The following is a 22,624-nucleotide window of genomic DNA, read 5'->3' as shown; positions in this document are numbered from 1 at the left end:
TAATTGATTCAATCTTTTTTTGCATGAGCGCCCATAAAACTCCAGAATTCTTGGTAGTCATACCCGCAAGACTGGGCTCTACCAGATTGCCACGCAAACCACTGGCTGATATTGGCGGCAAACCCATGGTGGTTCGAGTGGCAGAGCGCGCCCAGCAATCGCTTGCACAAAGCGTAGTAGTGGCAACTGATTCGCCAGAGATTGAGGCGGCTTGTCGTGAGCACCGGATTGAGTGTTTACTGACTAGCGCTGATCATCCTACTGGCACTGATCGCTTAGCTGAGGTAGCGCAGTTACTTAAACTGCCAGCCAATGCCTTGGTTGTCAACGTACAAGGTGATGAGCCACTTGTTCCACCAGAACTCATCAATCAAGTTGCCCAAACCTTAGCTAACAATGTCCAATGCGCTATCTCGACTATTGCAGTACCGATTAGCGATGCATCTGAAATTAATAATCCTAATGTGGTCAAGGTTGTTCTTAATCGCGCTGGTGAGGCCTTGTATTTTTCAAGAGCGCCGATTCCCTTTGTGAGAGACTCGCAAAGCACTCAGAAAATAGCGCATTTACGTCATCTGGGTATTTATGCCTACCGAGCTGACTTTTTGCAGGCCTATATGCGCTTAGAGCCTGCACCCCCAGAACAAGCAGAGGCCTTAGAGCAGCTTCGTGCCCTCTGGAATGGTTACAAGATTGCAGTTCACACTGCCACAGAGGCACCTCCAGCAGGCGTAGACACTCCAGAGGACCTAGAGCGGGTCAGAAGGCTACTTGAGGCTTAGGGAAGCAGCTAAAGTTCAACCTCCATCTTTCGATGGGTTTCTCGGGGATAATCCTAGTTATCAAAGATAAAGGATCCCGACAAAACACGGGACAATGACAGATCTTGTAAGGGGAAAATAATGCGGTTAATCCTGCTTGGAGCACCAGGTGCTGGTAAGGGCACTCAAGCTCAGTTTATTTGTGAAAAATTTGCCATTCCGCAAATCTCCACCGGCGACATGTTGCGCGCCGCTGTCAAAGCAGGAACAGAGCTAGGCATTGCTGCCAAAAAAATTATGGATTCTGGCGGTCTAGTGTCAGATGACATCATCATTGGCTTGGTCAAAGATCGCTTAACGCAGCCCGATTGCAGTAAGGGTTATTTATTTGACGGTTTCCCAAGAACCATTCCACAAGCACAAGCCATGAAAGATGCTGGTGTGCCAATCGACTTTGTTTTAGAAATCGACGTGCCATTTGATGCCATCATCGATCGCATGAGTGGACGTCGCGTTCATCCTGCTTCAGGTCGCTCTTATCATATTAAGTTCAACCCACCAAAAGTGGCTGGTAAGGATGATGTGACTGGCGATGATTTAATTCAGCGTGATGACGATAAAGAAGAAACCGTTCGTAAACGTCTCCAGGTATACAACGATCAAACCCGTCCATTGGTTGAGTACTATTCCTCCTGGGCTGCGCAAGCCAATTCCGCTGATAAAGTAAAAGCGCCTGCTTATTGCAAGGTAAATGGTACCGGTAGCGTAGATAACATCACCGCTTCTATCTTTGCAGTACTCAAGTAAATTGACAGTCAAAAAAGCATTAATCATCGGCATTACAGGGCAAGATGGCGCTTACTTAGCAAAGCATCTCTTATCCAAAGGATATGCGGTAACGGGCTCATCACGCGATGTGATGGCCTCTTCTTTCAATAATCTCAATACTCTTGGCATCCGCAATCAAGTCAAATTAATTTCTGTTTCGATTAACGACTTTCGAAGCGTGTTTAATGCAATACAGCAGGCTGATCCCAATGAGATTTATAACCTGGCAGGTCAAACCTCAGTAGGCCTCTCATTTGATCAACCCGTTGAAGCGATTGAGAGCATTGCCATTGGTACGCTCAACATTTTGGAGGTGATTCGCCTTCTGAATAAACCAGTCCGTTTTTACAATGCTGGCTCAAGCGAGTGCTTCGGTGATACTGGCGATACTCCTGCTAATGAACAAACTCCATTTGCACCGCGCAGCCCTTATGCTGTGGCTAAATCTACTGCCAAGTGGCTAATTAATAGCTATCGCGAATCCTATGGTCTGCACGCGTGCACTGGAATCTTGTTCAACCATGAGTCACCCTTACGCCCTGAGCGTTTTGTAACCCAAAAGATTATTACCAGTGCTGCCAAAATTAAAGCGGGTCAACTCGACAAACTGCAATTGGGTAACTTGGATATCTCACGTGACTGGGGTTGGGCACCAGAATATGTCGAGGCGATGTGGCTCATGATGCAACTCGATACACCAGATGACTTTGTTATTGCTACTGGTAGAAAAGAATCTCTGAAATATTTTGTTGCTAAGTCTTTTGAATATTTTGATTTAGATTGGCAAAAATACATTGAGATTGAACCGAGCTTCTTTCGTCCCAATGAAATTGCTTCTAGCGTTGGCAACCCCGAAAAAGCAATCAAGGTATTGGGCTGGAAAAAACCAACTGATATTGATGGGGTAATTCAGATGATGTGTGCTGAGCAAGCCAAGAAATATCAGCGCTAAAAAATCAGTAGTGCAGTAGCTAAGCTACTTCAACTCTTTGAGCGCGGTCTCAAAAGACTCGATATCTGCAAAGCTTCTATAGACTGAAGCAAAGCGAATATAGGCCACCTTATCTAAGCGCTTGAGTTCTCGCATGACCAGCTCACCTACGCGCTCACTGGGGATTTCTTTTTCACCAAGGCTCAATAGCTTCTCTTCAATCCTGGCAATGGATTCATCTACAGAGTCTGATGAGACTGGGCGTTTTCTGAGGGCCAGTTTGATAGAGCCCGCTAACTTGTCATGACTGTACTCAACGCGGCTACCATTCTTTTTTACAATGGCTGGCAGGGCTAATTCAACGCGCTCATAGGTTGTAAAGCGCTTGTCACACTTGGCACAACGGCGACGGCGACGAATGGTATCGCCTTCGTCTGACATCCGGGTATCAAGAACCTGGGTATCTTCGTTATGACAAAAAGGGCAGCGCAATGTGGGCTCTTTTCTTTAGTACTTTAGGTTAACCGTACACCGGGAAACGTTTAGTTAGCTCAGCTACTTGCGCGCGCACTTTAGCAATATTTGCTTCGTCATTTGGGTTATCCAAAACATCAGCGATGAAGTTACCCACTTGTCTTGCCTCAGCTTCTTTAAAGCCACGTGTTGTCATTGCTGGTGAACCCAAACGAATACCGCTTGTCACCATTGGTTTTTCTGGATCATTTGGAATGCCATTCTTATTACAAGTAATGTGCGCATCACCCAAAACTCGCTCAGCTTCTTTACCAGTCATCTTCTTAGCGCGTAAGTCCACCAACATCACATGTGAATCTGTGCCGCCAGAAACAATTCGTAGACCACGTGAGATTAATGTCTCAGCCAATGCTTTGGCATTCGCAATCACCTGTTTTTGATAATTGATAAAGCTTGGCTCTTGCGCTTCTTTAAATGCCGTAGCTTTAGCAGCGATCACATGCATCAAAGGGCCACCTTGTAAGCCTGGGAATACCGCAGAGTTAATCGCCTTCTCATGCTCAGCCTTCATCAAGATGATGCCACCACGTGGGCCACGCAAGCTCTTATGGGTTGTAGATGTCACGATGTCAGCATGAGGTACTGGATTTGGATAAACACCAGCAGCAATCAGACCAGAGTAGTGCGCCATATCCACCATAAAAATGGCACCAACTTCTTTGGCCAACTTACCAATACGCTCCCAGTCAATCACGAGAGAGTATGCAGATGCACCAGCAATAATCAATTTCGGTTTGTGCTCGCGAGCTAAACGCTCCATTTGCTCGTAATCAATCGCTTCATTTTTATCGAGGCCATAGGAAATTGGGTTAAACCATTTACCACTCATGTTTAAGGCCATGCCGTGAGTCAAGTGACCGCCCTCTGCCAGACTCATGCCCATGAAAGTGTCACCGGGTTTTAAGAATGCCAAGAAAACGGCTTGATTCGCAGATGCACCGCAATGGGGCTGCACGTTTGCTGCCTCAGCACCATACAGCGCCTTGACGCGATCAATCGCCAATTGCTCAGCAACGTCTACAAATTCACAGCCGCCGTAATAACGCTTGCCTGGATAGCCTTCAGCATACTTATTGGTCAGCTGAGAGCCTTGTGCCTGCATTACTGCTGGTGAGGCATAGTTTTCAGAGGCAATAAGCTCAATATGGTCTTCTTGGCGCTTATTTTCCTTCTGGATGGCTGCCCATAAGTCTGGGTCGGTTTTGGCTAAAGTGTTTTGACGGTCAAACATAGTGATAATCCTGATGAAGTTCGATTGCTGAGTGAATTAACTTAGTAAAATCAACCTACATCATACAAAATCCACCATGACCACTACACAAGACCTCTCCTTTCTCTCCCTTATCCTCAATGCCAGCCTATTAGTCCAGTTGGTAATGTTGTTATTACTAGGGATGTCCATTGCCTCTTGGACCATTATTTTCAAGAAAACAGCTGTTTTAAGAGGGGTGAGACACGATACTGAACGCTTTGAGCGTGACTTTTGGGCTGGTGGGGACCTCAATACCCTTTTAGAGTCTGCCCAGCGTAATACTCGCAGTGATGCCGTCCTTGAACATATCTTTGAAGCTGGTATGCAAGAGTTCATGAAAGTTCGCGAAATCGATGCTGCCCGTCGCGCCATGAAAGCGACCTACCAACGTGAGATGGATATTTTGGAGGCCAACCTCCCTTTCTTAGCGTCTGTCGGTTCTGTGTCACCCTACATTGGCCTCTTTGGAACCGTATGGGGAATCATGCATGCCTTCCGTGGATTAGCAAACGTTCAGAACGCTACCTTAGCGGCTGTAGCGCCTGGTATTGCAGAAGCACTGGTTGCAACAGCAATTGGTTTATTCGCAGCGATTCCTGCAGTGGTTGCGTATAACCGCGCTGCTACTGATGTTGATCGTCTCTCGATTCGCTTTGAAACCTTTATCGAAGAATTTACTAATATCTTGCAGCGTCAAGGCTTAGGAAAATAAGCATGGCTGGATCATCACTAGGGAGAAGTAGAAAACGTAGAGTCATGGCCGACATTAATGTCGTTCCATACATCGACGTGATGTTGGTACTACTGGTGATCTTCATGGTTACAGCGCCGATGGTCAATCCTGGTGTCGTCAATTTGCCTACTGTTGGCGGAGCTAAGGTGCAGGCATTACCTCCTGTCTTTTTAACGATTGATGCCAATGAAAATGTCATCGTGCGCAAAGATGGTGAGCCGGTTCAAACCCTTAACCGCTTTGAGCTTGGAGCATTTGCTAGAACACAAGCAGAAAAGTCTGCAGAGCAACCTGTTGTGCTAGCAGCTGACAAATCCATTAAGTACGAAGTGGTCATGGATGTGATGTCTAAGCTCAAAGAAAACGGTGTCAAACGCGTTGGTCTTGCAGTCAAGAGTCAATAAAGTAATTTGAGAGCTCTCTTTATTTATCCATGAATAGCGCCCAAAGTTTGCAGCCAGGCCTTTCTCCATTTAATCGGGGGCGTCTCACAAAAGCAGAAAGCACTAAACGCGCCTTCAGTCTTTCACTTGTTGCGCACTTAGGCCTGCTGGCTTTTTTGGTCATCGGTATTAGCTGGAATAACAGCACTCCTTCTGGAGTTGAAGTGGAGTTATGGGATTCTGTGCCACAAGTACAAAGCACACCTGAACCAGAAATGAAAACGGTAGCCAAAGAAGAGGCTGCTGACATTGCAGTAAAGAAAAAGAAAGTGGAAAAAGAGCCTCCTAAAAAAGAAGTAGTGAAAGAGACTCCAAAAACAGTTAAACCTCCTCCGCCAAAGGAGAAGGAAAAAGAGCAGCCTAAAAAAGCTGAAGCTCCCAAAGCGCTTACTCCTGCAGAAATGAAAGCCAATGCCGCAGCGGAAAAAGTGCGTGCTGATCAATTAGCCCGCCTACGAGCAGCTGCAGGAGCTGAGGGTGGCAGCGGAGGTACGGTTGGCAGCGGTGTGGGTGGAGGTGGTAATGCGCCCCCAGGCTGGACTGACAAGGTCATTAAAAAAGTAAAGCCATTGATTGTGTTTAATGCGGAATCAGTCAGCGGCAATCCTGCGGCAGTCATTCAGGTGACCCTAGCTCCAGATGGTTCTATTTTGAGTACAAGCGTCCTCACATCGAGCGGCAATACCAGTTGGGATCGTGCGGTCTTGCTAGCCTTATCTCGTGCAGAAAGCTTGCCAAAAGATGACAATGGCAAAATTCCACAACGCGAAGTAAAGCTGACCTTTAAACCTAAGGACTAATGCATGCTGCAGTTGATCAAAAGAATTGTTTCGAGATCTCTACTACTCATTACGGTTGTAGCTACTGTAATGATTGGCGCATCTGCCCCAGCATTTGCTCAGATGAATATCGAGATTACTGGTGTTGGTCAATCGCTCTACCCCATCGCTGTCATGCGCTTTAAAGATGAGCAAAAGTTACCGATCAGTATTACTGAAATCATTCGCCAAGATTTAGCACGTAGCGGTTACTTTAAGAATACTGAAAATGGCAACGCCACTGAGGGTGATGAAGGCACACCGAATTACAAATCTTGGGCTGCACGTGGTGCTGATGCTTTAGTAGTTGGTTCGGTTGTGCAATCGAGTGGATCGCAGTTCGAGATTCAATACAAATTATTTGATATTCGAAAATCTGAAAGTTTGGGCGGCTTAAAGCTCAACTCAAGCGCCGACAATTTGCGTGCGGTAGCCCACAAAATTGCTGATGATATTGTTCTCAAATTATTGGGTGAACGCGGCATATTCTCAACCCGCCTGTCGTACGTCATCAAGGATGGCAAGCGCTATCGCTTAGTGATTTCCGATGCAGATGGCCAGAATATTCGCAATGCCATGAATAGTGGCGAGCCAATCATTTCTCCTTCATGGTCGCCTGATGGCAAGAAGGTGGCTTATGTATCTTTTGAAGATCGCAAGCCAGTGATTTATGTTCATGAGCTAGCAACTGGTCGTCGCATCGCTCTTTCAAATCAAAAGGGAAATAACAGCGCGCCAGCATGGTCACCTGATGGTAGAAAACTGGCTATCTCACTTTCAAAAGATGGCAATACCCAAATCTATAGTATTAATGCAGATGGCACAGGCTTACAGCGCTTAACTCGTGGCAATACTATTGATACCGAGCCACAGTACTCTGCCGATGGTCGTTACATTTACTTCACAAGCGATCGCGGTGGCAATCCACAGATCTATCGCATGAGTGTTGAAGGCGAACAAGCTGAAGGTGTCAAGAGAGTTACTTACAAACAAGGTTTTATAACGTCACCACGCATCTCTCCAGACGGAAAGTTCTTGGCATATATCGCTAATATTGGTGGCGCCTATCGCCTTTACATTCTGAATTTAGCGACTGGTGATGCGCAAGCTTTAACTGATGGCACAAGCGATGAGTCTCCCTCTTTTGCCGCCAATGGTCACTATGTGCTGTACTCCACTAAGGTCAATGGCAAACGTGTACTAGCCGCTGTCTCTGTTGATGGAAACTCCAAACAAGTTCTGAGCATTCCGGGTTCAGATGTCCGTCAGCCATCCTGGGGGCCCTTCATGGATTAAGTCTTACTCGACCCTAATCCATAAAACCTTTCTAGCATCCCCTTTTTAGGGTGAAATCGTTACTTTTCATACTCTTAGAGGCATAATATTGTCCATAGACTCAGATATTGACTGGGTTATTGAATTAGCTTGTAAGAAAAGGAAAGACCATGAAGATTTCTCTCTCACGCCGTGCCGCCACATTTATCTTGATCGGAGCAACTGCAATTTTGCTAGCAGCTTGTTCTAGCGTGAAATTAGATGACGTTAATAGCGCTGGCGGCAGTGGTGGTACTGGTGGTAGTGGCAACTTTGGCTCACAGCCATGGAATGACCCAAAGAGCCCACTCTTCGAGAAAAGTGTTTACTTTGGTTTTGACGAGTACACCGTGCAGACTAAATACCAAAAAATGTTGTCTGCGCATGCAAGCTATTTAAAAGCGAACCCAAAACAGAAGATCATCATTCAAGGTAATACCGATGAGCGCGGCACTGCTGAGTACAACTTGGCACTGGGTCAACGTCGTTCTGATGGAGTACGTAAATCATTGAACTTGATGGGCGTATCGGATGAGCAAATGGAAGCTGTCAGCTTTGGCAAAGAAAAGTCAAAGGCAGAAGGTGATAACGAAGCAGCTTGGTCAGAAAACCGCCGCGCTGACATTGTTTACATTACCAACTAAATGAAGATGCTTTTCACTTCTACAAAACAAACGCTCTCACGAGCGTTTTGTTTAAGTGCTGCCCTCATCTGCTTAAGCACATCGAATAGCGCCTGGGCCCTCTTCTCGGATGATGAAGCGCGTAAGGCCATCCTAGATCTACGTAAGACACTTGCCACGACCCAACTGGAGTTGCAAGGCCAAATTGAAAAGCTCAAAGCAGATAACGCTGAACTACGCGGCAAAATTGAAGATCTTCAGAAGCAAGGCGAAGACATCAACTCCAGTCAAAAAACCTACTACCAAGATTTAGATAATCGCCTAGGTAATTTTGAGCCACGCTCAATCACGATTGAAGGCGTCAGTGGGATAGTCCAGCCTGAGGAGAAAAAAGCCTATGACGATGCCTTAAAAGCATTTCAGGCGGGTAATCTGAAAAAAGCGAGTGAAGCTTTCTCTGCATTTGCGGCAAAGTACACTAAAAGTCCTTACCTGCCATTAGCACTTTACTGGGGCGGAAATAGTAAATATGCCAATAAAGATTACGCTGGTGCAATCAGTCAATTGCAAAGCCTGATTAAAAAATATCCTGATCACCCCCGCGTTCCTGCGGCAATGGTCACCTTGGGTAATTCTCAACTAGAGAGTGGCAATAAAACAGCTGCTAGAAAAACGTTTGCTGAAATCGTTTCCAAGTATCCCGATACTGAAGCGGCTAAAGATGCACAGCAACTTCTGGCTACTACTAAGTAATATCAACTAGTTTATGTCTAAGCTCTCTGCTGCATTTGAGAATCTAGCACCACGCAAACCTGGCGCCCCTGCAGTCATCTTATTCTCTGGCGGCCTAGACTCCACGACTGTTCTTGCTTTGGCCAAAGACTTAGGCTACTCGCCTTACGCACTTTCGGTAGCTTATGGTCAGCGCCATTCTTCTGAGTTAGCAGCAGCCAAACATATTGCAAAACAAATTGGCGTCATCCGCCATGAAGTGGTCAACCTTGATCTCACGCGCTTTGGCGGTTCTGCATTAACTGACTCCTCCATTGCAGTTCCAACCACTCTCGGCAAGGATCAAGAGATTCCAATTACTTATGTACCTGCACGCAATACGATTCTTTTGTCGCTAGCTTTAGGTTGGGCTGAGTCATTGGGTGGCTTAGATGTGTTCTACGGTGCCAATGCTGTTGATTACTCAGGCTACCCTGATTGCCGCCCTGAATATGTTGCCTCTTTTGAGCACATGGCTAACTTGGCCACTAAAGCTGGAGTAGAAGCAATCAATGATGAGAATCGCTTCAGAGTACATGCGCCGATCATCAATTTGACTAAAGCGCAAATCATTGAGCTTGGCAGCACCATGGGGGTAGATTATTCCCAAACCGTTTCTTGCTATCAAGCTAATGATTTAGGCGAAGCTTGTGGAGAATGTGAATCTTGTCGCCTAAGACAGGCGGGCTTTAAGCAAGCCAATGTGAGCGATCCGACTAGATATCTTAAGAATTAAACTAGGCTGCTCGCAATTCATCATCTGGCCGTATAAGGCTTTCAGCTGGAATACCCAACATAGAATGCAAGTTCCAAATCATTCTTAGTGTTAGTGGGCGCTTATGATTCAATATTTCATAGACGCGATTTAATCCACCAATCATTGGTTGCAAGTCCTTGGGCTTTAGCCCCGCTTGCTCCATTCTAAATTTAATGGCCTCTACAGGATCGGGTGGAGAAATTTGATAATGCTTGGTCTCATAAGCCTCGATCAACATTAATATAATTTCAAATCTATCAGCTTCTTTGCTGCCAAATTTTGGCTCAGCATCAAAAAAAATTGAGGCCTCAACTAACGCTGCCTTGTATTCACTTTTATTTCTAATGGGCTTCAAATCTTTCATATGCCCTCCATATTTACTGTTTTTGCATTAACGCCATCATATGCTGCATGCGTTCCTATAAACTTTACGTACACAGCTCCATACTGATACGCAACTGCTACTATTAATCTGTAATCATTACCTTTAATATTAAAAACCACTCTATTGTTTCCAATAAAGCTTGCATTTCTATAAGAATTTTTTATATCTTGAGGTGTAGTCCATTTAGCATTTAGCGCCTCATCGTACCAAGCCCGTAGAGGCTGCTCCGCATTTCGATGGCTTTCCCAAAACTTTACCAAGTACTTTCTAGCAATTACCCTCATCTTGCAATTATAGTCCCATAATGGGACTATTGTCAACATGGGCATTTACCCAAGACAAGAAAATGGTCAATATCTAAAAGTCTTAATAGATGCTAAGGAAGTCTATAGCTAACCATTTAGAGTGCTTGGCTAGAAAATGAAACAAATTAATAAGAAAGCCTCCGCACCGAATAATGATCTAAAAACGGTAAAGCGTTTAAGAGCCTTAAAAACACCCAAACCTAGCGAAGGTTTTATAGATGATGCATTGCTTATCCAAATAGCGCGCTCCAGAAAAGGCGGGCTCACAGTTAAGGTTGAATTAGAAAAGCTCTAGAGTTTATTTAGCATGCGCGCCACATAACGCGCAATTAAATCAATCTCAAGATTCACGGCATCGCCTTGCTGCAACTGACCTAGAGTAGTACTTTGAAGCGTGTGCGGAATGAGGTTGATGTCTACCATGCAAGCATTTAGACTATCTTCTGTTTTATTGACTGTCAGTGAAACGCCATTGACAACAATCGATCCCTTATAAGCTAGAAATTGGGCTAATTCTTTTGGGGCCTCAATGCGCAGCAGCCAAGAACCATAGGCGTCGTTAGCCACTTGCGAAAAATGCGCTACCCTGCCAACACCATCTACGTGCCCGCTAACCAAGTGGCCGCCCAAGCGATCATTCAAACGCATTGCCTTCTCAAGATTCACAGGACCTACTTTATCCAGACCTACTGTTTTATTGAGAGACTCGCGAGAGATGTCCAAAGTAAACGAATTGTCTTTAAATTGCGTTGCAGTCATGCAAGCACCCTGAATCGCAATACTGTCGCCTAAGGCAACATCATCTAGGTAGCCTGCTGGTACCTCAACCATTAATTGCAGGCCATCGCCCTTGGCTTGAGCGCTTGTAATTTGACCAACGGCAGTAATAATTCCAGTAAACATAGGGTGATTTTAGTTCTTAACCAGGTTGAGCCTCAAATCAGGGCCAATTAAGCGCTGATCAATGACTTTCCAATTCTTTGGCGTATCTAATGTGGGGAGAGTGGACACATTTGCCATCCCAATACCGTCGCCCATAAAAAATGGTGCGTAATAGAGCAATAACTCATCGACACAGTTTTCCCGCAGCATCGATCCATTGAGCTTGAAACCAGACTCAATATGAATCTCATTCATTTGTCGCTCTTTAGCTAAATAAGAAAAGAGTTTTGGTAAATCCACCTTGCCAAATGCATTGGCCATAGTAATCACCTCAATACCGCGCTCTGTAAAAGCTTTAGCTTTCTCACGATTACCAGGAGAATCTAGCTCGGCACACACAATCAGAACACCCGATTGATCAGCTTGATTGAGAATCTTAGAATTTAGCGGAGTCTCTAATTTAGAGTCAACGATGATTCTCCAGGGCTGACGCTGGGTTGCGACCTCTCTCACATTTAAAGAAGGGTCGTCTTCTTTGACGGTACCAACGCCCGTGATAATTGCACAAGCTTGCGCGCGCCAGTGATGACCGTCTGCTCTTGCCAGAGGTCCAGTAATCCACTGGCTCTTACCGTCAGGTAATGCGGTCTTGCCATCTAAGCTAGCAGCGATTTTCATACGCACCCAAGGCAGGCCTCTTGTCATCCTAGAAATAAATCCACGATTAAGCTCCTGAGCCTGGGCCTCTAATAAACCACAATGCACCTCAATGCCTGCTGCTTTTAATCTTTCTAACCCCTTACCAGCCACCAAAGGATTGGGGTCACTCATAGCAGCAATGACTTTAGCCGGCTTGGCAGCAATTAAGGCATCAATACAAGGCGGTGTTTTACCGGTGTGATTGCAAGGCTCGAGCGTGACATAGATGGTTGAGCCCGCTATATCTTGGCCTTTAGATTTAGCATCAGCCAATGCTTGGATTTCTGCATGAGCCTCGCCCACTTTTTGAGTAAAGCCACGACCAATCGCTTCGCCGTCTTTCACGATGACACAGCCTACCCGCGGGTTAGGGTTGGATAAATAAAGTGCTTTTTGAGCCTCGGCCAAAGCCTCGCCCATAAACTGGTGGTCAACTGCGCTATACATACTTCTATTAAACCATTCAATGCATTCAATGGCATCGCTTTGCATCTCTGGCTGGGTCACAGATTCTCCAGCGGCCCCCGCTGCCTAAAATCAGTTGGCGCTCAAGACTGGGGGCCCTATCGTGACCCAAAATAAGCCGATTAGCTACAAACCCGCCTTGCCCCGTTTTAGCAGCCCCAGCAGCAGTAAACAAAATACCTCTTTTTTGAGAATGGGGATCCACAAACTGTTTGCCACCGCCCTTAAAGTAAATAGGATCTATCGCCCCCTGAGAAAACCAATGCTGAGGTCGGCAACTTGATTTGACTCCTTTAGCAATGCATCCACTTTGCACAATCCAGCCATCATCCCAGCCACTGTCCGTTGTTGGTGCCAGCAATACTTGTTCACCTAGATGCAAAGCCTGCTGCCGAGCAAAATGCGCATGTGTAATGAATCGCCTTGCAACTGAATCTATTTCTCGTGCAGCAATTTGATTTTGTAAAAGCGGCATTGTGATCATCACAATAATAGCCACGATCAAGATCACCACCATTAACTCGAGCAAACTGCCACCATAGGATCGATGATGATGATTTTTATTAATCAAATGATTGGCGCCAATTTAAACGTGTAGTCGTGCCAGACTTTGCATCTAGGAGAACATGAACCTGAATTGCGGGTTTTTGTTTGCTACTAATTAACCAAATATTTTTATTAATCGGCTGAATCAAACAATTATTCTCAGTTAATACTGAATGCGTCGGAAGGTTTTTCTCACAATCTAATACAGCTCTTTCTGCGGCAATAAAATTTTTCTGCGCGAGAGCAATCGTTTTAACTTCAACGATATGCAGTGCAGTTAAGCGCTCTAGTTGGGCTATGAGAGAGGCACACAAAAGCAATAAAGAAAGTACCCAAGCTAAAATCATGGCAGATTCCTAGTGCTAAATATACGCTCTAGATCTATGTTTAATAGGGCTCCGTCGGTCATCTGCAATCTCACCTTAAAGAGTTTTTGTGCAGGTATTTTTTCTGGGGTAGCCATCTCTTCGATTGCTAAGTAGCTCACACCGTTCATCAAAGTCGTGTTTTGCAGACGGCCTTGCCGGTCAAGTGATTGACAAATCAGGGATCCACCATTTACTTTTGCGCCTTTAGCAATCCCAGCCTGTCTATCTACTAAAAACCCTTGGCGTGCTAAACCGTGTTTACTGCGCTCTTTACTGAGTGCATTACCGATACAATCAAAATCCATTGCAGCAGAAATCTCATGCTGAACAGTTAAAGAATCAGATCCTCGATATCCTGATTTTTTATAAACTTGAATCCATTGGTCTTCTTGCTTGCGTCGCGCTGTAGAATGGATATTGCGGTATCCTGCCATTCTGATTGCGCGCCCAATGAGCTCAAATGCACGCTCAGCCTCGGCAGTGAGTGATTGTCTCTTTTCATATTCGATTTGTTTAGCTGCCAAATCAGCGCTTGTTTTTAGAAGGGGGTTGAGCAGTAGCATGCTGAGTGCGATGGCGATGAGACACTCGAGAAGATTCATAGTTTTGACCTTTAGTATTTGTGCTGACACTTGCCCGGGCCTGTTCACTCACTTCAAAAGCATCAAACTCCCTTCTGAGCTGGACTCTTTTGCTTTCTGTTTCAGCAGTGCGCAAGGCTAAGTTTTGATAAGTGCCGACCAAAGCCATCCATGAACCCAAGATCAGACTCATCGCCACGATGACCTCTAATAAAACAAAGCCTTGAGAAGCATCAATTTGATGATCTGACAGGTATTTATAGGTAACTTGGCGTAGCTGGGGCATAGAAGCATTTTCAGGGGGTCTGCGAGCCCTTAAAAGACCTTATGCGCACTCCTCCTGTCCGAAAGTTGCCATATTCTTGTAGTAGCTCACAGTAATTGTCTGCTCAGCTTAAAATAGTGGGCTATGCAAAACACTCTCGCCTCCACAGAAGAAATTATTGCCGACCTGCGCGCCGGCAAGATGGTTGTTCTCGTTGACGAAGAAGATCGTGAAAATGAGGGGGATCTCGTTCTAGCAGCAGATCACGTTACTGCTGAGGCAGTGAACTTCATGGCAAAGCATGGTCGTGGTCTTATTTGCCTCACCCTAACGCGCGAGCGCTGTCAGCAATTAAATCTGCCACTCATGGTGCGCGATAACGGCACCTCGATGGGTACCAATTTCACAGTCTCAATTGAAGCTGCTAGCGGAGTCACTACTGGTATCTCTGCTGCTGACCGCGCCTTAACTATTAAAACTGCTGTTGCTCCTAACGCTAAGCCAAGCGATTTAGTGCAACCGGGCCACATCTTTCCTTTGATGGCTCAACCCGGTGGCGTATTAATTCGTTCTGGTCATACTGAAGCAGGTTGCGATCTTGCTGCACTAGCTGGATGCTCACCAACGTCTGTGATTTGCGAAATCATGAAAGATGACGGTAGTATGGCTCGCCTACCAGATCTTCTCAGTTTTGCCAAAGAGCATCAACTCAAGATCGGCAGCATTGCTGACTTAATTAAATACCGTAGTCAAAACGAAAGTATCGTAGTGCGCGAAGGTACCCGTGAATTTATTACCCCCTGGGGCAAGTTCGCAGGCATTATTTATCGCGATACTCCAAGCTCATGTGTGCATATCGCATTAGTGCATGGCAAACCCTCTGAAGACCAAGAGACATTAGTGCGCGTACATGAACCGGTAACAGTATTGGATTTCTTGGACTCACAGGTTAGTAATCACTCATGGCCACTTGCGCAAGCACTCAAAGAGATTGCAGCTGCTCCAGTAGGCGTTGCAGTTCTACTGAATGCTTCAGGTATCGCAGCACCGAATGATCAAGATTGGTTAGCTCAGTTTCAGAAGCTCAATCAATCCCAAGATGAAGTAAAAAAGCCATTAGCGCGTAAAACGGATTTCAGAAGCTATGGTATTGGTGCCCAGATTCTGAAAGATATTGGTGTTGGCAAAATGCGTTTGCTTTCTAAGCCAAGCCCAGTTCCAAATCTATCTGGTTATAAGTTAGAAGTGACAGGCTACCAACCTTATAAACCTGCTACCCCATAAACTCTTTAGCAATTCATCTAGAAAAAATATCATGACCAGCTCTAATAATGACTTTGTAGGCGTACTGGAAGCAGACCACAATGGTCAAGATCTTCGGATTGGTATCGTGCAAGCACGCTTTAATGAAGATCATTGTGTGGCCCTCACCAATGCTTGTATTGAGGAACTTATTACTTTGGGTGTTGCGCAGGCTGATATCAAATTGGTTACTGTACCTGGCGCCCTAGAGATCCCATTTGCTCTACAAAAACTCGTTGAGACTGGCGAGTTTGATGGCTTAGTTGCTTTAGGTGCCGTGATCCGTGGTGAAACCTATCACTTTGAGCTCGTCTCAAATGAATCTGCTGCAGGTATTACTCGTATCTCTATTGACTCAGGTCTACCAATTGCAAATGGTGTTTTGACATGCGATACCGATGAGCAAGCGCAAGCTCGCGTGAAAGTAAAAGGCGCAGATTGTGCTAGAACAGTAGTAGAAATGGCTAACCTGGCTTTAGCGCTCACCCCTGATATTGATATCGAAATCAATCCTAGCGAAGAAGAGTAATTATTCTCATGCCGAACTCCAGTCTTAACTCTTCTAGCCCTGCAGCCACAAAAGAAGCGAAGTCAGCAGCCCCTAAGCGCTCATTGACCCCGCGTCGTCGTGCTCGTGAATACGCTTTGCAAGGGGTATATCAAAGTCTTGTAGTGCGCCGCGCAGGTAGCTTGCCAAATAGTGCAGCTATTGCAAAACAATTAGCTGAAGATCCAGCATTTCGTCGCTGCCAGCAAGATTTATTTCAGGGCATCTTTGAAGGCGTCTTAGAGCGTACAGATGAATTAGAAGCGCTCATCACACCAGCACTGGATCGCCCAATCAATGAACTCTCTCCTGTAGAGCATGCTGCGCTCTTAATTGGCACTTATGAATTAGCCGTAGATCTTTCTGTGCCTTACAAGGTTGCCATCAATGAAGCAGTAGAGCTAGCTAAAACCTTTGGCGGTACTGATGGCCACAAGTATGTGAATGGTGTTCTTGATCTGCTCGCTCAAACATTACGTAGCGCGGAGACCAAGACAAGTTAAAGCCTTTAGCGTACATTACGTGCGGGTTTACTTTTTCCGGTAGACCAAATCCCAAACACCGTGTCCTAGCTTGATGCCACGTGTCTCAAACTTGGTAATAGGCCGATAAGACGGTCTTTCAACATAGCCCAGATGCTCCGAACCCAGCTGCTCAAGAGAGGGCTTAAATTCATTGGCAATTTCATCTGGTTTGGCCGCATCTTCCTTAGTAAAAGTTTCTACTTTGACTTTATTGGTAGAAGTATTTTGCAAAGCAGTCTGGGCATTCAAGACCAAGATCATCTGCTCTGCATAGTTATGCCAATCGGTTGCTAGATGTAAATAAGCTCCTGGCTTTAATTTGGTGACTAATAATTCCACAAATGGTGTCTGAATCAGGCGGCGCTTATGGTGGCGCTTTTTATGCCAAGGGTCGGCAAAATAAATATGAATGCCATCCAAAGAATTTGGAGGAATCATTTTTTCTAAGACCTCAACGGCATCATGACGTATGAGACGCAAATTAGTGAGCTGATTTTCACCAATGAGCTTCAGAAGCGCTCCTACACCTGGGGTATGAACCTCGATTGCCAGAAAATCATCTTGCGTTCGAAGAGCTGCAATCTTAGCGGTTGTCTCGCCCATCCCAAATCCAATTTCCAGAATCTTTGACTTGGTAGATCCCTGAAATGCAGTAATTAAATCTAGTGGTGCATCTTGAAAAGGTAGTAGAAACTGAGGGCCCAACTCATCTATAGCGCGTTGCTGCCCTACAGTTGTTCTGCCAGCTCGCAGAACAAAAGAACGAATACGGTCAAAACGTTTTTCTGTTGCTTGTGATTCTTGCTGCGTCAACTTAAGCTACGACCTTCCTAAAGTAAGCAATCGTCTCTTTCAGGCCATCCTCTAGATTAACCTTAGGCTGCCATCCCAGTTTTGCCTTAGCTAGCTCGATATTGGGTTGACGCTGCTTCGGATCATCGGAAGGTAATGGCTGATGAATGATTTTTGATTTACTACCGGAAAGCTTGAGCACAGTTTCTGCTAATTGGAGCATGGTGAACTCACCAGGGTTGCCAATATTAACTGGGCCCGTAAATCCTTGCTCTGAGTTCATCATCTTCACCATGGCATCAATTAAGTCATCGACATAGCAAAAGCTTCGGGTCTGCTGGCCATCGCCATAAATGGTGATGTCTTTGCCTTGTAAAGCCTGAACAATGAAGTTACTCACAACCCGGCCATCATTGGGGTGCATACGGGGGCCATAGGTATTAAAGATACGCACGACTTTGATATCTAAGTTGTGCTGACGGTTGTAATCAAAAAAGAGGGTTTCAGCGCAGCGCTTACCTTCGTCATAGCATGAGCGAATGCCAATTGGGTTTACTTTGCCCCAATACTCCTCTGGCTGAGGATGGACCTCTGGATCACCATACACTTCGCTCGTAGAGGCTTGCAGAATGCGAGCCCGGGTTCTTTTAGCAAGGCCGAGCATATTGATGGCGCCATGCACACTGGTCTTGGTAGTTTGCACTGGATCATATTGATAGTGCACCGGGGAGGCTGGGCAAGCCAAGTTATAGATCTGATTGGTTTCTACATAAAGCGGGAAAGTCACATCATGGCGCATGAGCTCTAAACGGGGATTAGGCAATAAATGCGCTAAGTTCTCTTTTGTGCCAGTGAAATAGTTATCTACCACCAAAACATCATTACCTTCTTTGAGAAGCTTCTCAGTTAGATGAGAGCCTAAGAAACCAGCGCCACCAGTGATGAGGATTTTGTTGTAACGGTCGGCATTATTCATATATCGTAGTCACAATCCAACTATTGAATTAATTAAATATCAATCATTATTGAAATTCTGAAAGAAGAAAAGCTAGCTATTCTATTATTATAGCCGGGTAATTAGCATAAGAAGATCGTATCTCTCAGGCTTTTACCCATACATTTTTGACCGCAAACCTGATAAAGTAAATATGAAATTCTTTATTGGTTTAATAAATAATTAAAATCCATGCCCCTTATTTCGGAAGATAACTCTAATAGCGATTACCTAAACTGGAAAGAATGGAGCATTGATAATTTTGCTCAACTAAGCGCATTCGATAAGCGTTATTTTGATTCAGAACTCAAGAGCTTGCCAATAGAGGATGGAAGTCCTCCTCTTCAGATCCTCGAGATTGGTTTTGGAAACGGCAAGTTTTTGCAATACTGCGTAGATCTTGGGTGGAATATTACCGGCACAGAGATTAATCCTCTGCTGGTCCAGATTGCTAAAGAAAAGGGATTTCATGCGGTCCTCTCTGAAAATTTGCTTGAACTAGCAGATGAGCAATTTGATTTAGTGGTTGCTTTTGATGTTCTCGAACACATTCCCCAAGATAAGATTATTTTCTTTCTGACCCAAATCAAAAGGGTTTTAAAACAAGATGGTATTTGTTTATTGCGCTTTCCAAATGGTGATTCACCCTTTGGACTTGCAAATCAAAACGGTGATGTAACTCATGTCACCGCGATTGGCTCTGAAAAGATCAAGTTTTTTGCAAGTCAAGCATCTTTGGATCTTATAACCTGCCGCGGTGAGCGCGAACCACTGCTCGAGAAATCTTTAAGCAAAACTCTACGAAAAGTGGTCTCCATTATTTTCAAAAAAATAATTAATGGCTTTATATATTTGGTGTTTTATAAAAAACGAAATTATTGCTCAGATAATCTAGTGGTGATCCTCAAGAAAACTAGAGCTTAGCGATTTTCAAGCTATTAAGGTCAGTTGATTAATTTATTTGGCCAGGCCTTTCAATGAGCCAAATAATGGGAAAATATGAGAAAATCTCGCTAAATGCCTGATATCAATATCATTTTTCCTACGGCCCTTTCGGCTCATTTTTACAGTATTTTTTGCTTTGCTTTTATTATCTTTGCAGCACTTTCCAGTACTTACATTGCCTACCAAAAACCTGGCTTAGATCGCGCAGTGTTTTGGGCATTCGGCTTGGGGTTAATTGGCTTTACATTCTTACGCCCACTACCCTTATCTAGAGATGATGCGGCCTACATTCAAATTGCCCAATCCATTTGCTCTATTAGAGAATGCGGGCTCTCCATCCAAGGATTAAGGGATTGGGGCTGGTACTTCGCCATATCTTTTTTGAAGTCTTTTTTCAGCAATGAGCAGTCTTTAATGCTTCTAGCGAGTATTGGCGTAGCCATCAAACTGTTAGTCATTGATCAACTCTGCAAGCAACGCCTTCTAGCGCTCGTTCTTTTAATACCGCTTACCTACATTCAATATGACTTCACTCAGCTTAGAGCGGGCTTTGCTGTCTCTTGGTATTTTTTAGCGATCTTCCTTTTATATCGATACAAGGATTGGATAGCAGGAAGCTTACTAGTGAGCAATTTTGCATTACATGCTCAGGCAGCGCCAAGCATTGGCCTCATCCCTTTTACATGGCTCAATCAACGTCAGTGGGTTTTGCCGATTACTGTAGTGGGTTTTTTGGTGCTAATTTATACCGGCTTCTTTCCAAGCTTTGAATTGATGCAGCAGTTGAATATTACCAAGTCTGGTGCTGGCGCCTATCTTGCAATGAATGCTAGCGGTGAATACATTAATGTCAAAATTTTTCCACTGGGCTATCTCCCAATACTAGCGCTTGGGCTTTGGCTATGCTGGGGTAATAATCTCCAAAAAGATCGCTTAAGTAGAATTGTTGGGGCCAGCATCTCGCTTGCAATTTTCTTAGCTTGGCTCTTCTCATTTAACCCAACCATTCAAACACGCATGTTTGAATTTTATATCGCTCCACTGGTGCTGTTGGCTGGAAATATCGGATCTAATAAAGCCAAACTGGTTGGCGCCCTTGTGCTATCTGGAATTCTTTACCTTCGATTAGAATGGCTGAATGATTGGATTTTAGGTTAATCAATTTGATCCTTTGAAGTTACTATTTTGGTAATTTATATTTGAAATACAGTTGCAAATCATTCACTATATCTAAGGCTACATGGTAAGAAAAATGCATTGGCCTTCTGCCATCAATATTGCAGCCCGAATACTGCAGATGTGCTCCGGATTGTTGAGTGTCTATGTATTTAGCCGGCTATTTGATATTAATGATTTTAGCCTTTGGAACTGGCTCTTTTCAATCTTTGTAATCATCACCTCTCAGGATTTTGGCCTTCTCTCCGCAATGCGGGTATGGCTAGGAAAAGAATACGCTCAACAGCAACTTATTAAGCAACAAACAATTTTTATGGCCGGAATAATGGGGATGGCTGTAATCCTTACGCTACTCATTGTTTTCATGGGCATCTATTGGCTTGTGCAAGTAGACCCCCTTCCTGAAAAAACTGTTTTAGTGGCTTGGGTTATCTTCGCTTCTACGTTTTCAATTTTAGGAACTGTTTGCGCAAATGCACTACTAGCGATGTTAAATTCCGGGGCTGTAGGTGCCATTGAATTTGCGAGATCGCTAGCCCAGCTCATTGTTATTGGGTTGATCTATTTTTTAGACCTAGATATCATTTCAAGCGCTTTACTGTACTACTTGCTATTAATACTCTATGTTCCTGCCATCGCAATAATCTTTTTATATCTACATCGATGGAGCCCAATTCAGTTGTGGGGCCTAATCACGACAAAGTTTTCTGAAATTTTCACCACTATGGGCTCCTTAATTAGGAATGGCACCCTATTATGGGTTAACCAGTTGGCCTTTGTTTTAATTCTTGCGCCAGACATTTTTTATGCTGGCTTGCTACTATCAAATGATGATGTTTCAACAGTCACTATCCTCAACAAATTAGTTGGACTGAGTGTAGGAATTTTTAGCGCCGGTCTGCTTCCTTATTTTGGGCTCTATATTCACCGCATGACGAAAGAGGATAATTCTTGGATATTTGGTGATGTGAAAAAAGCATTTTTAATTATTATCTTAATTGGCCTATCGTATATGGCTGGATTGCTTCTCTTTGGAGAGGTATTTGTTTTTTATTGGTCTGGATTTACGCTTGATTCTCCTATTTTGTATGGTCTCGCTGGTTGCCAAGCTATTATTTTGTGCCTAGCAGTCTATATGCAATTGTTTTTTCAGGGTCCTCGCACCAATTTTCAAATACTCCCAATTGTCTTAGCAGCCTGCGCAATCAGATTATTATTTCTATGGCTTGGAAGTGAATCTCTTGGCATGTACTCTATTTTCATTTCAAGCATCTTGGCCTACCTCACTTTAATCATTTTGATGATCTTTAAACTACGCTCACTTCTACGTCAAAATACCAAATGGGAGTTAATGTGGTAATTTATAGACTCAAATTGCTGATACCATAAGAAATTTTTTAGGGGTATAAAATTAGCGTTTATTTAATACATTAATTTTGAGACTAAATATTCATGCCAATCAGGTCATTTCTCACTAAAGCGCTAAATTCCTCACGTTTTAGAATGCCACGGCTCATGGCTAAAATCAGCGGTGAATGGCCTTTAGTTTCCGTGAATGAAATTTCTTGCAAGGGCTTAAGCAAATGGCATGGCGTTATTCCAAATGATGTCTATCAAACTTGGGATCAAAATCATTTTGGTAAAACGCATGCTGCTGGGCTAAGTCACCTCAGGGATCTGAATCAGGATTTCAACTTTCATTTTTATGATGGCAAAGCGATGGATCAGTACATGAACGAGTACTACGCTAACCATCCAATTAAAGATGTTTATTTTGGCGCCCAATATGGTGCCATGAAAGTAGATATTTGGAGATACTGCATTCTGTGTGAACGAGGCGGCCTATATTTCGATATCAACAAAGGATTGTCCATACCTATTCGAGAAATTCTTTCTCCTACAGATCACGCTTTAATTTCTTACGAATCAAATCTTCTCAAAGATGTACGCGCTACCGATCCTCATGCTCTCTTGCCTTTAATTTTTCCAGAATCAGCACGTAAGCTCATTACTTACGATGATCGCCCAGTTTTAAATTGGGGATTTGCTTTTGAAAAACAGCATCCATTTCTAGTAAAAACCA

The 22,624-nt window shown here is 44.3% G+C and carries 30 protein-coding genes; 18 read left to right on the top strand and 12 right to left on the bottom strand.

Annotated features, from left to right (window positions below; genetic code table 11):
• Positions 1–23 precede the first annotated feature (23 nt).
• From kdsB to ICN31_RS10415, 3 genes are all read left to right on the top strand, one after another.
• Positions 24–782, top strand: coding sequence for a 3-deoxy-manno-octulosonate cytidylyltransferase (gene kdsB / locus ICN31_RS10425; protein ID WP_216261235.1), 759 nt, complete (start codon positions 24–26; stop codon positions 780–782).
• A gap of 120 nt (positions 783–902) precedes the next feature.
• Entirely contained in the window at positions 903–1,568 is a 666-nt protein-coding gene (gene adk, locus ICN31_RS10420) for an adenylate kinase (RefSeq protein WP_216261233.1), read from the top strand.
• Position 1,569: 1 nt separating this feature from the next.
• Entirely contained in the window at positions 1,570–2,541 is a 972-nt protein-coding gene (locus ICN31_RS10415; protein ID WP_216261231.1) for a GDP-mannose 4,6-dehydratase, read from the top strand.
• Between the two features lie 24 nt (positions 2,542–2,565).
• On the opposite strand, the gene nrdR is transcribed toward ICN31_RS10415, so the two are convergent.
• Both nrdR and glyA read right to left on the bottom strand, forming a co-directional pair.
• Positions 2,566–3,012 (bottom strand): transcriptional regulator NrdR, encoded by a 447-nt coding sequence (gene nrdR / locus ICN31_RS10410; RefSeq protein ID WP_216261229.1) that lies wholly within the window; start codon positions 3,010–3,012, stop codon positions 2,566–2,568.
• 28 nt (positions 3,013–3,040) lie between these two features.
• Positions 3,041–4,285, bottom strand: coding sequence for a serine hydroxymethyltransferase (gene glyA, locus ICN31_RS10405; protein WP_216261227.1), 1,245 nt, complete (start codon positions 4,283–4,285; stop codon positions 3,041–3,043).
• A 76-nt stretch (positions 4,286–4,361) separates the two neighbouring features.
• Here glyA and tolQ point away from each other — a divergent pair, with 76 nt between their 5' ends.
• The 7 genes from tolQ (at position 4,362) to queC (ending at position 9,744) form a co-directional block, all read left to right on the top strand.
• Positions 4,362–5,018, top strand: a complete 657-nt coding sequence (gene tolQ, locus ICN31_RS10400; RefSeq protein ID WP_216261225.1) for a protein TolQ — start codon at positions 4,362–4,364, stop codon at positions 5,016–5,018.
• A gap of 2 nt (positions 5,019–5,020) precedes the next feature.
• Positions 5,021–5,443: an ExbD/TolR family protein gene (locus ICN31_RS10395; protein ID WP_216261223.1), complete on the top strand. Its 423-nt coding sequence runs from the start codon at positions 5,021–5,023 to the stop codon at positions 5,441–5,443.
• A 29-nt stretch (positions 5,444–5,472) separates the two neighbouring features.
• The gene (gene tolA, locus ICN31_RS10390; protein ID WP_216261222.1) at positions 5,473–6,282 is read left to right on the top strand and encodes a cell envelope integrity protein TolA; all 810 of its coding nucleotides are present in this window, start codon (positions 5,473–5,475) and stop codon (positions 6,280–6,282) included.
• A 3-nt stretch (positions 6,283–6,285) separates the two neighbouring features.
• The gene (gene tolB, locus ICN31_RS10385) at positions 6,286–7,596 is read left to right on the top strand and encodes a Tol-Pal system beta propeller repeat protein TolB (protein ID WP_216261219.1); all 1,311 of its coding nucleotides are present in this window, start codon (positions 6,286–6,288) and stop codon (positions 7,594–7,596) included.
• A gap of 149 nt (positions 7,597–7,745) precedes the next feature.
• Positions 7,746–8,258, top strand: coding sequence for a peptidoglycan-associated lipoprotein Pal (gene pal, locus ICN31_RS10380; protein WP_216261217.1), 513 nt, complete (start codon positions 7,746–7,748; stop codon positions 8,256–8,258).
• Positions 8,259–8,990, top strand: a complete 732-nt coding sequence (ybgF, locus tag ICN31_RS10375) for a tol-pal system protein YbgF (protein WP_216261215.1) — start codon at positions 8,259–8,261, stop codon at positions 8,988–8,990.
• 13 nt (positions 8,991–9,003) lie between these two features.
• Complete coding sequence (gene queC / locus ICN31_RS10370) at positions 9,004–9,744, top strand: 7-cyano-7-deazaguanine synthase QueC (RefSeq protein WP_088525816.1); 741 nt, start codon at positions 9,004–9,006, stop codon at positions 9,742–9,744.
• Position 9,745: 1 nt separating this feature from the next.
• On the opposite strand, the gene ICN31_RS10365 is transcribed toward queC, so the two are convergent.
• Both ICN31_RS10365 and ICN31_RS10360 read right to left on the bottom strand, forming a co-directional pair.
• On the bottom strand, positions 9,746–10,129 hold the full coding sequence (locus ICN31_RS10365; RefSeq protein WP_088525815.1) for a type II toxin-antitoxin system HigA family antitoxin: 384 nt from the start codon (positions 10,127–10,129) through the stop codon (positions 9,746–9,748).
• The gene (locus ICN31_RS10360) at positions 10,126–10,434 is read right to left on the bottom strand and encodes a type II toxin-antitoxin system HigB family toxin (RefSeq protein WP_088525905.1); all 309 of its coding nucleotides are present in this window, start codon (positions 10,432–10,434) and stop codon (positions 10,126–10,128) included. The genes ICN31_RS10365 and ICN31_RS10360 overlap by 4 nt, the downstream gene beginning before the upstream one ends.
• A gap of 136 nt (positions 10,435–10,570) precedes the next feature.
• Between ICN31_RS10360 and ICN31_RS10355 the strand changes: the two genes are divergently transcribed.
• Complete coding sequence (locus tag ICN31_RS10355; RefSeq protein WP_088525814.1) at positions 10,571–10,750, top strand: hypothetical protein; 180 nt, start codon at positions 10,571–10,573, stop codon at positions 10,748–10,750.
• Here the strand turns inward: ICN31_RS10355 and ICN31_RS10350 are convergent.
• Genes ICN31_RS10350 through ICN31_RS10325 form a run of 6 tightly spaced genes read right to left on the bottom strand, consistent with a single transcriptional unit; the run spans position 10,747 to position 14,282 of the window.
• Positions 10,747–11,358 (bottom strand): riboflavin synthase, encoded by a 612-nt coding sequence (locus ICN31_RS10350; protein ID WP_216261214.1) that lies wholly within the window; start codon positions 11,356–11,358, stop codon positions 10,747–10,749. The two genes, ICN31_RS10355 and ICN31_RS10350, sit on opposite strands and share 4 nt — an antisense overlap.
• 9 nt (positions 11,359–11,367) lie before the next feature.
• Complete coding sequence (ribD, locus tag ICN31_RS10345) at positions 11,368–12,483, bottom strand: bifunctional diaminohydroxyphosphoribosylaminopyrimidine deaminase/5-amino-6-(5-phosphoribosylamino)uracil reductase RibD (protein WP_216261285.1); 1,116 nt, start codon at positions 12,481–12,483, stop codon at positions 11,368–11,370.
• Between the two features lie 25 nt (positions 12,484–12,508).
• A complete protein-coding gene (locus ICN31_RS10340) occupies positions 12,509–13,072 on the bottom strand; it encodes a GspH/FimT family protein (protein ID WP_255531010.1) in 564 nt (187 codons plus the stop codon).
• Positions 13,065–13,394: a hypothetical protein gene (locus ICN31_RS10335; protein WP_216261213.1), complete on the bottom strand. Its 330-nt coding sequence runs from the start codon at positions 13,392–13,394 to the stop codon at positions 13,065–13,067. Before ICN31_RS10335 ends, ICN31_RS10340 begins: the two co-directional genes overlap by 8 nt.
• Entirely contained in the window at positions 13,391–13,939 is a 549-nt protein-coding gene (locus ICN31_RS10330; RefSeq protein ID WP_255531009.1) for a hypothetical protein, read from the bottom strand. The genes ICN31_RS10335 and ICN31_RS10330 overlap by 4 nt, the downstream gene beginning before the upstream one ends.
• A 1-nt stretch (position 13,940) precedes the next feature.
• Positions 13,941–14,282 (bottom strand): hypothetical protein, encoded by a 342-nt coding sequence (locus ICN31_RS10325; RefSeq protein ID WP_216261209.1) that lies wholly within the window; start codon positions 14,280–14,282, stop codon positions 13,941–13,943.
• A gap of 123 nt (positions 14,283–14,405) precedes the next feature.
• Between ICN31_RS10325 and ribBA the strand changes: the two genes are divergently transcribed.
• Genes ribBA through nusB form a run of 3 tightly spaced genes read left to right on the top strand, consistent with a single transcriptional unit; the run spans position 14,406 to position 16,613 of the window.
• On the top strand, positions 14,406–15,545 hold the full coding sequence (gene ribBA / locus ICN31_RS10320) for a bifunctional 3,4-dihydroxy-2-butanone-4-phosphate synthase/GTP cyclohydrolase II (protein ID WP_216261207.1): 1,140 nt from the start codon (positions 14,406–14,408) through the stop codon (positions 15,543–15,545).
• Positions 15,546–15,576: 31 nt separating this feature from the next.
• Entirely contained in the window at positions 15,577–16,092 is a 516-nt protein-coding gene (ribH, locus tag ICN31_RS10315) for a 6,7-dimethyl-8-ribityllumazine synthase (protein WP_088525808.1), read from the top strand.
• Positions 16,093–16,100: 8 nt separating this feature from the next.
• Positions 16,101–16,613, top strand: coding sequence for a transcription antitermination factor NusB (gene nusB / locus ICN31_RS10310; protein WP_216261205.1), 513 nt, complete (start codon positions 16,101–16,103; stop codon positions 16,611–16,613).
• A gap of 27 nt (positions 16,614–16,640) precedes the next feature.
• Here nusB and trmB read toward each other — a convergent pair whose 3' ends face one another.
• Positions 16,641–17,447, bottom strand: a complete 807-nt coding sequence (trmB, locus tag ICN31_RS10305) for a tRNA (guanosine(46)-N7)-methyltransferase TrmB (RefSeq protein ID WP_216261204.1) — start codon at positions 17,445–17,447, stop codon at positions 16,641–16,643.
• A 1-nt stretch (position 17,448) separates the two neighbouring features.
• Positions 17,449–18,402: a UDP-glucuronic acid decarboxylase family protein gene (locus ICN31_RS10300; protein WP_216261201.1), complete on the bottom strand. Its 954-nt coding sequence runs from the start codon at positions 18,400–18,402 to the stop codon at positions 17,449–17,451.
• Between the two features lie 210 nt (positions 18,403–18,612).
• Here ICN31_RS10300 and ICN31_RS10295 point away from each other — a divergent pair, with 210 nt between their 5' ends.
• The 4 genes from ICN31_RS10295 to ICN31_RS10280 all read left to right on the top strand — a co-directional run.
• On the top strand, positions 18,613–19,344 hold the full coding sequence (locus ICN31_RS10295; protein ID WP_216261199.1) for a bifunctional 2-polyprenyl-6-hydroxyphenol methylase/3-demethylubiquinol 3-O-methyltransferase UbiG: 732 nt from the start codon (positions 18,613–18,615) through the stop codon (positions 19,342–19,344).
• Between the two features lie 93 nt (positions 19,345–19,437).
• A complete protein-coding gene (locus ICN31_RS10290) occupies positions 19,438–20,523 on the top strand; it encodes an EpsG family protein (RefSeq protein WP_216261197.1) in 1,086 nt (361 codons plus the stop codon).
• Positions 20,524–20,617: 94 nt separating this feature from the next.
• A complete protein-coding gene (locus ICN31_RS10285; protein WP_216261195.1) occupies positions 20,618–21,901 on the top strand; it encodes a lipopolysaccharide biosynthesis protein in 1,284 nt (427 codons plus the stop codon).
• Positions 21,902–22,056: 155 nt separating this feature from the next.
• Positions 22,057–22,624 (top strand): glycosyltransferase (locus ICN31_RS10280; protein WP_216261194.1); only part of this gene is annotated, 568 nt, incomplete at its 3' end.

It is taken from the genome of Polynucleobacter sp. UB-Piko-W3, assembly GCF_018881635.1.
Taxonomy (GTDB): domain Bacteria; phylum Pseudomonadota; class Gammaproteobacteria; order Burkholderiales; family Burkholderiaceae; genus Polynucleobacter.
The sequence above is the reverse complement of the archived record's forward strand: the minus strand, read 5'-3'. Positions and strand labels throughout refer to the sequence as shown.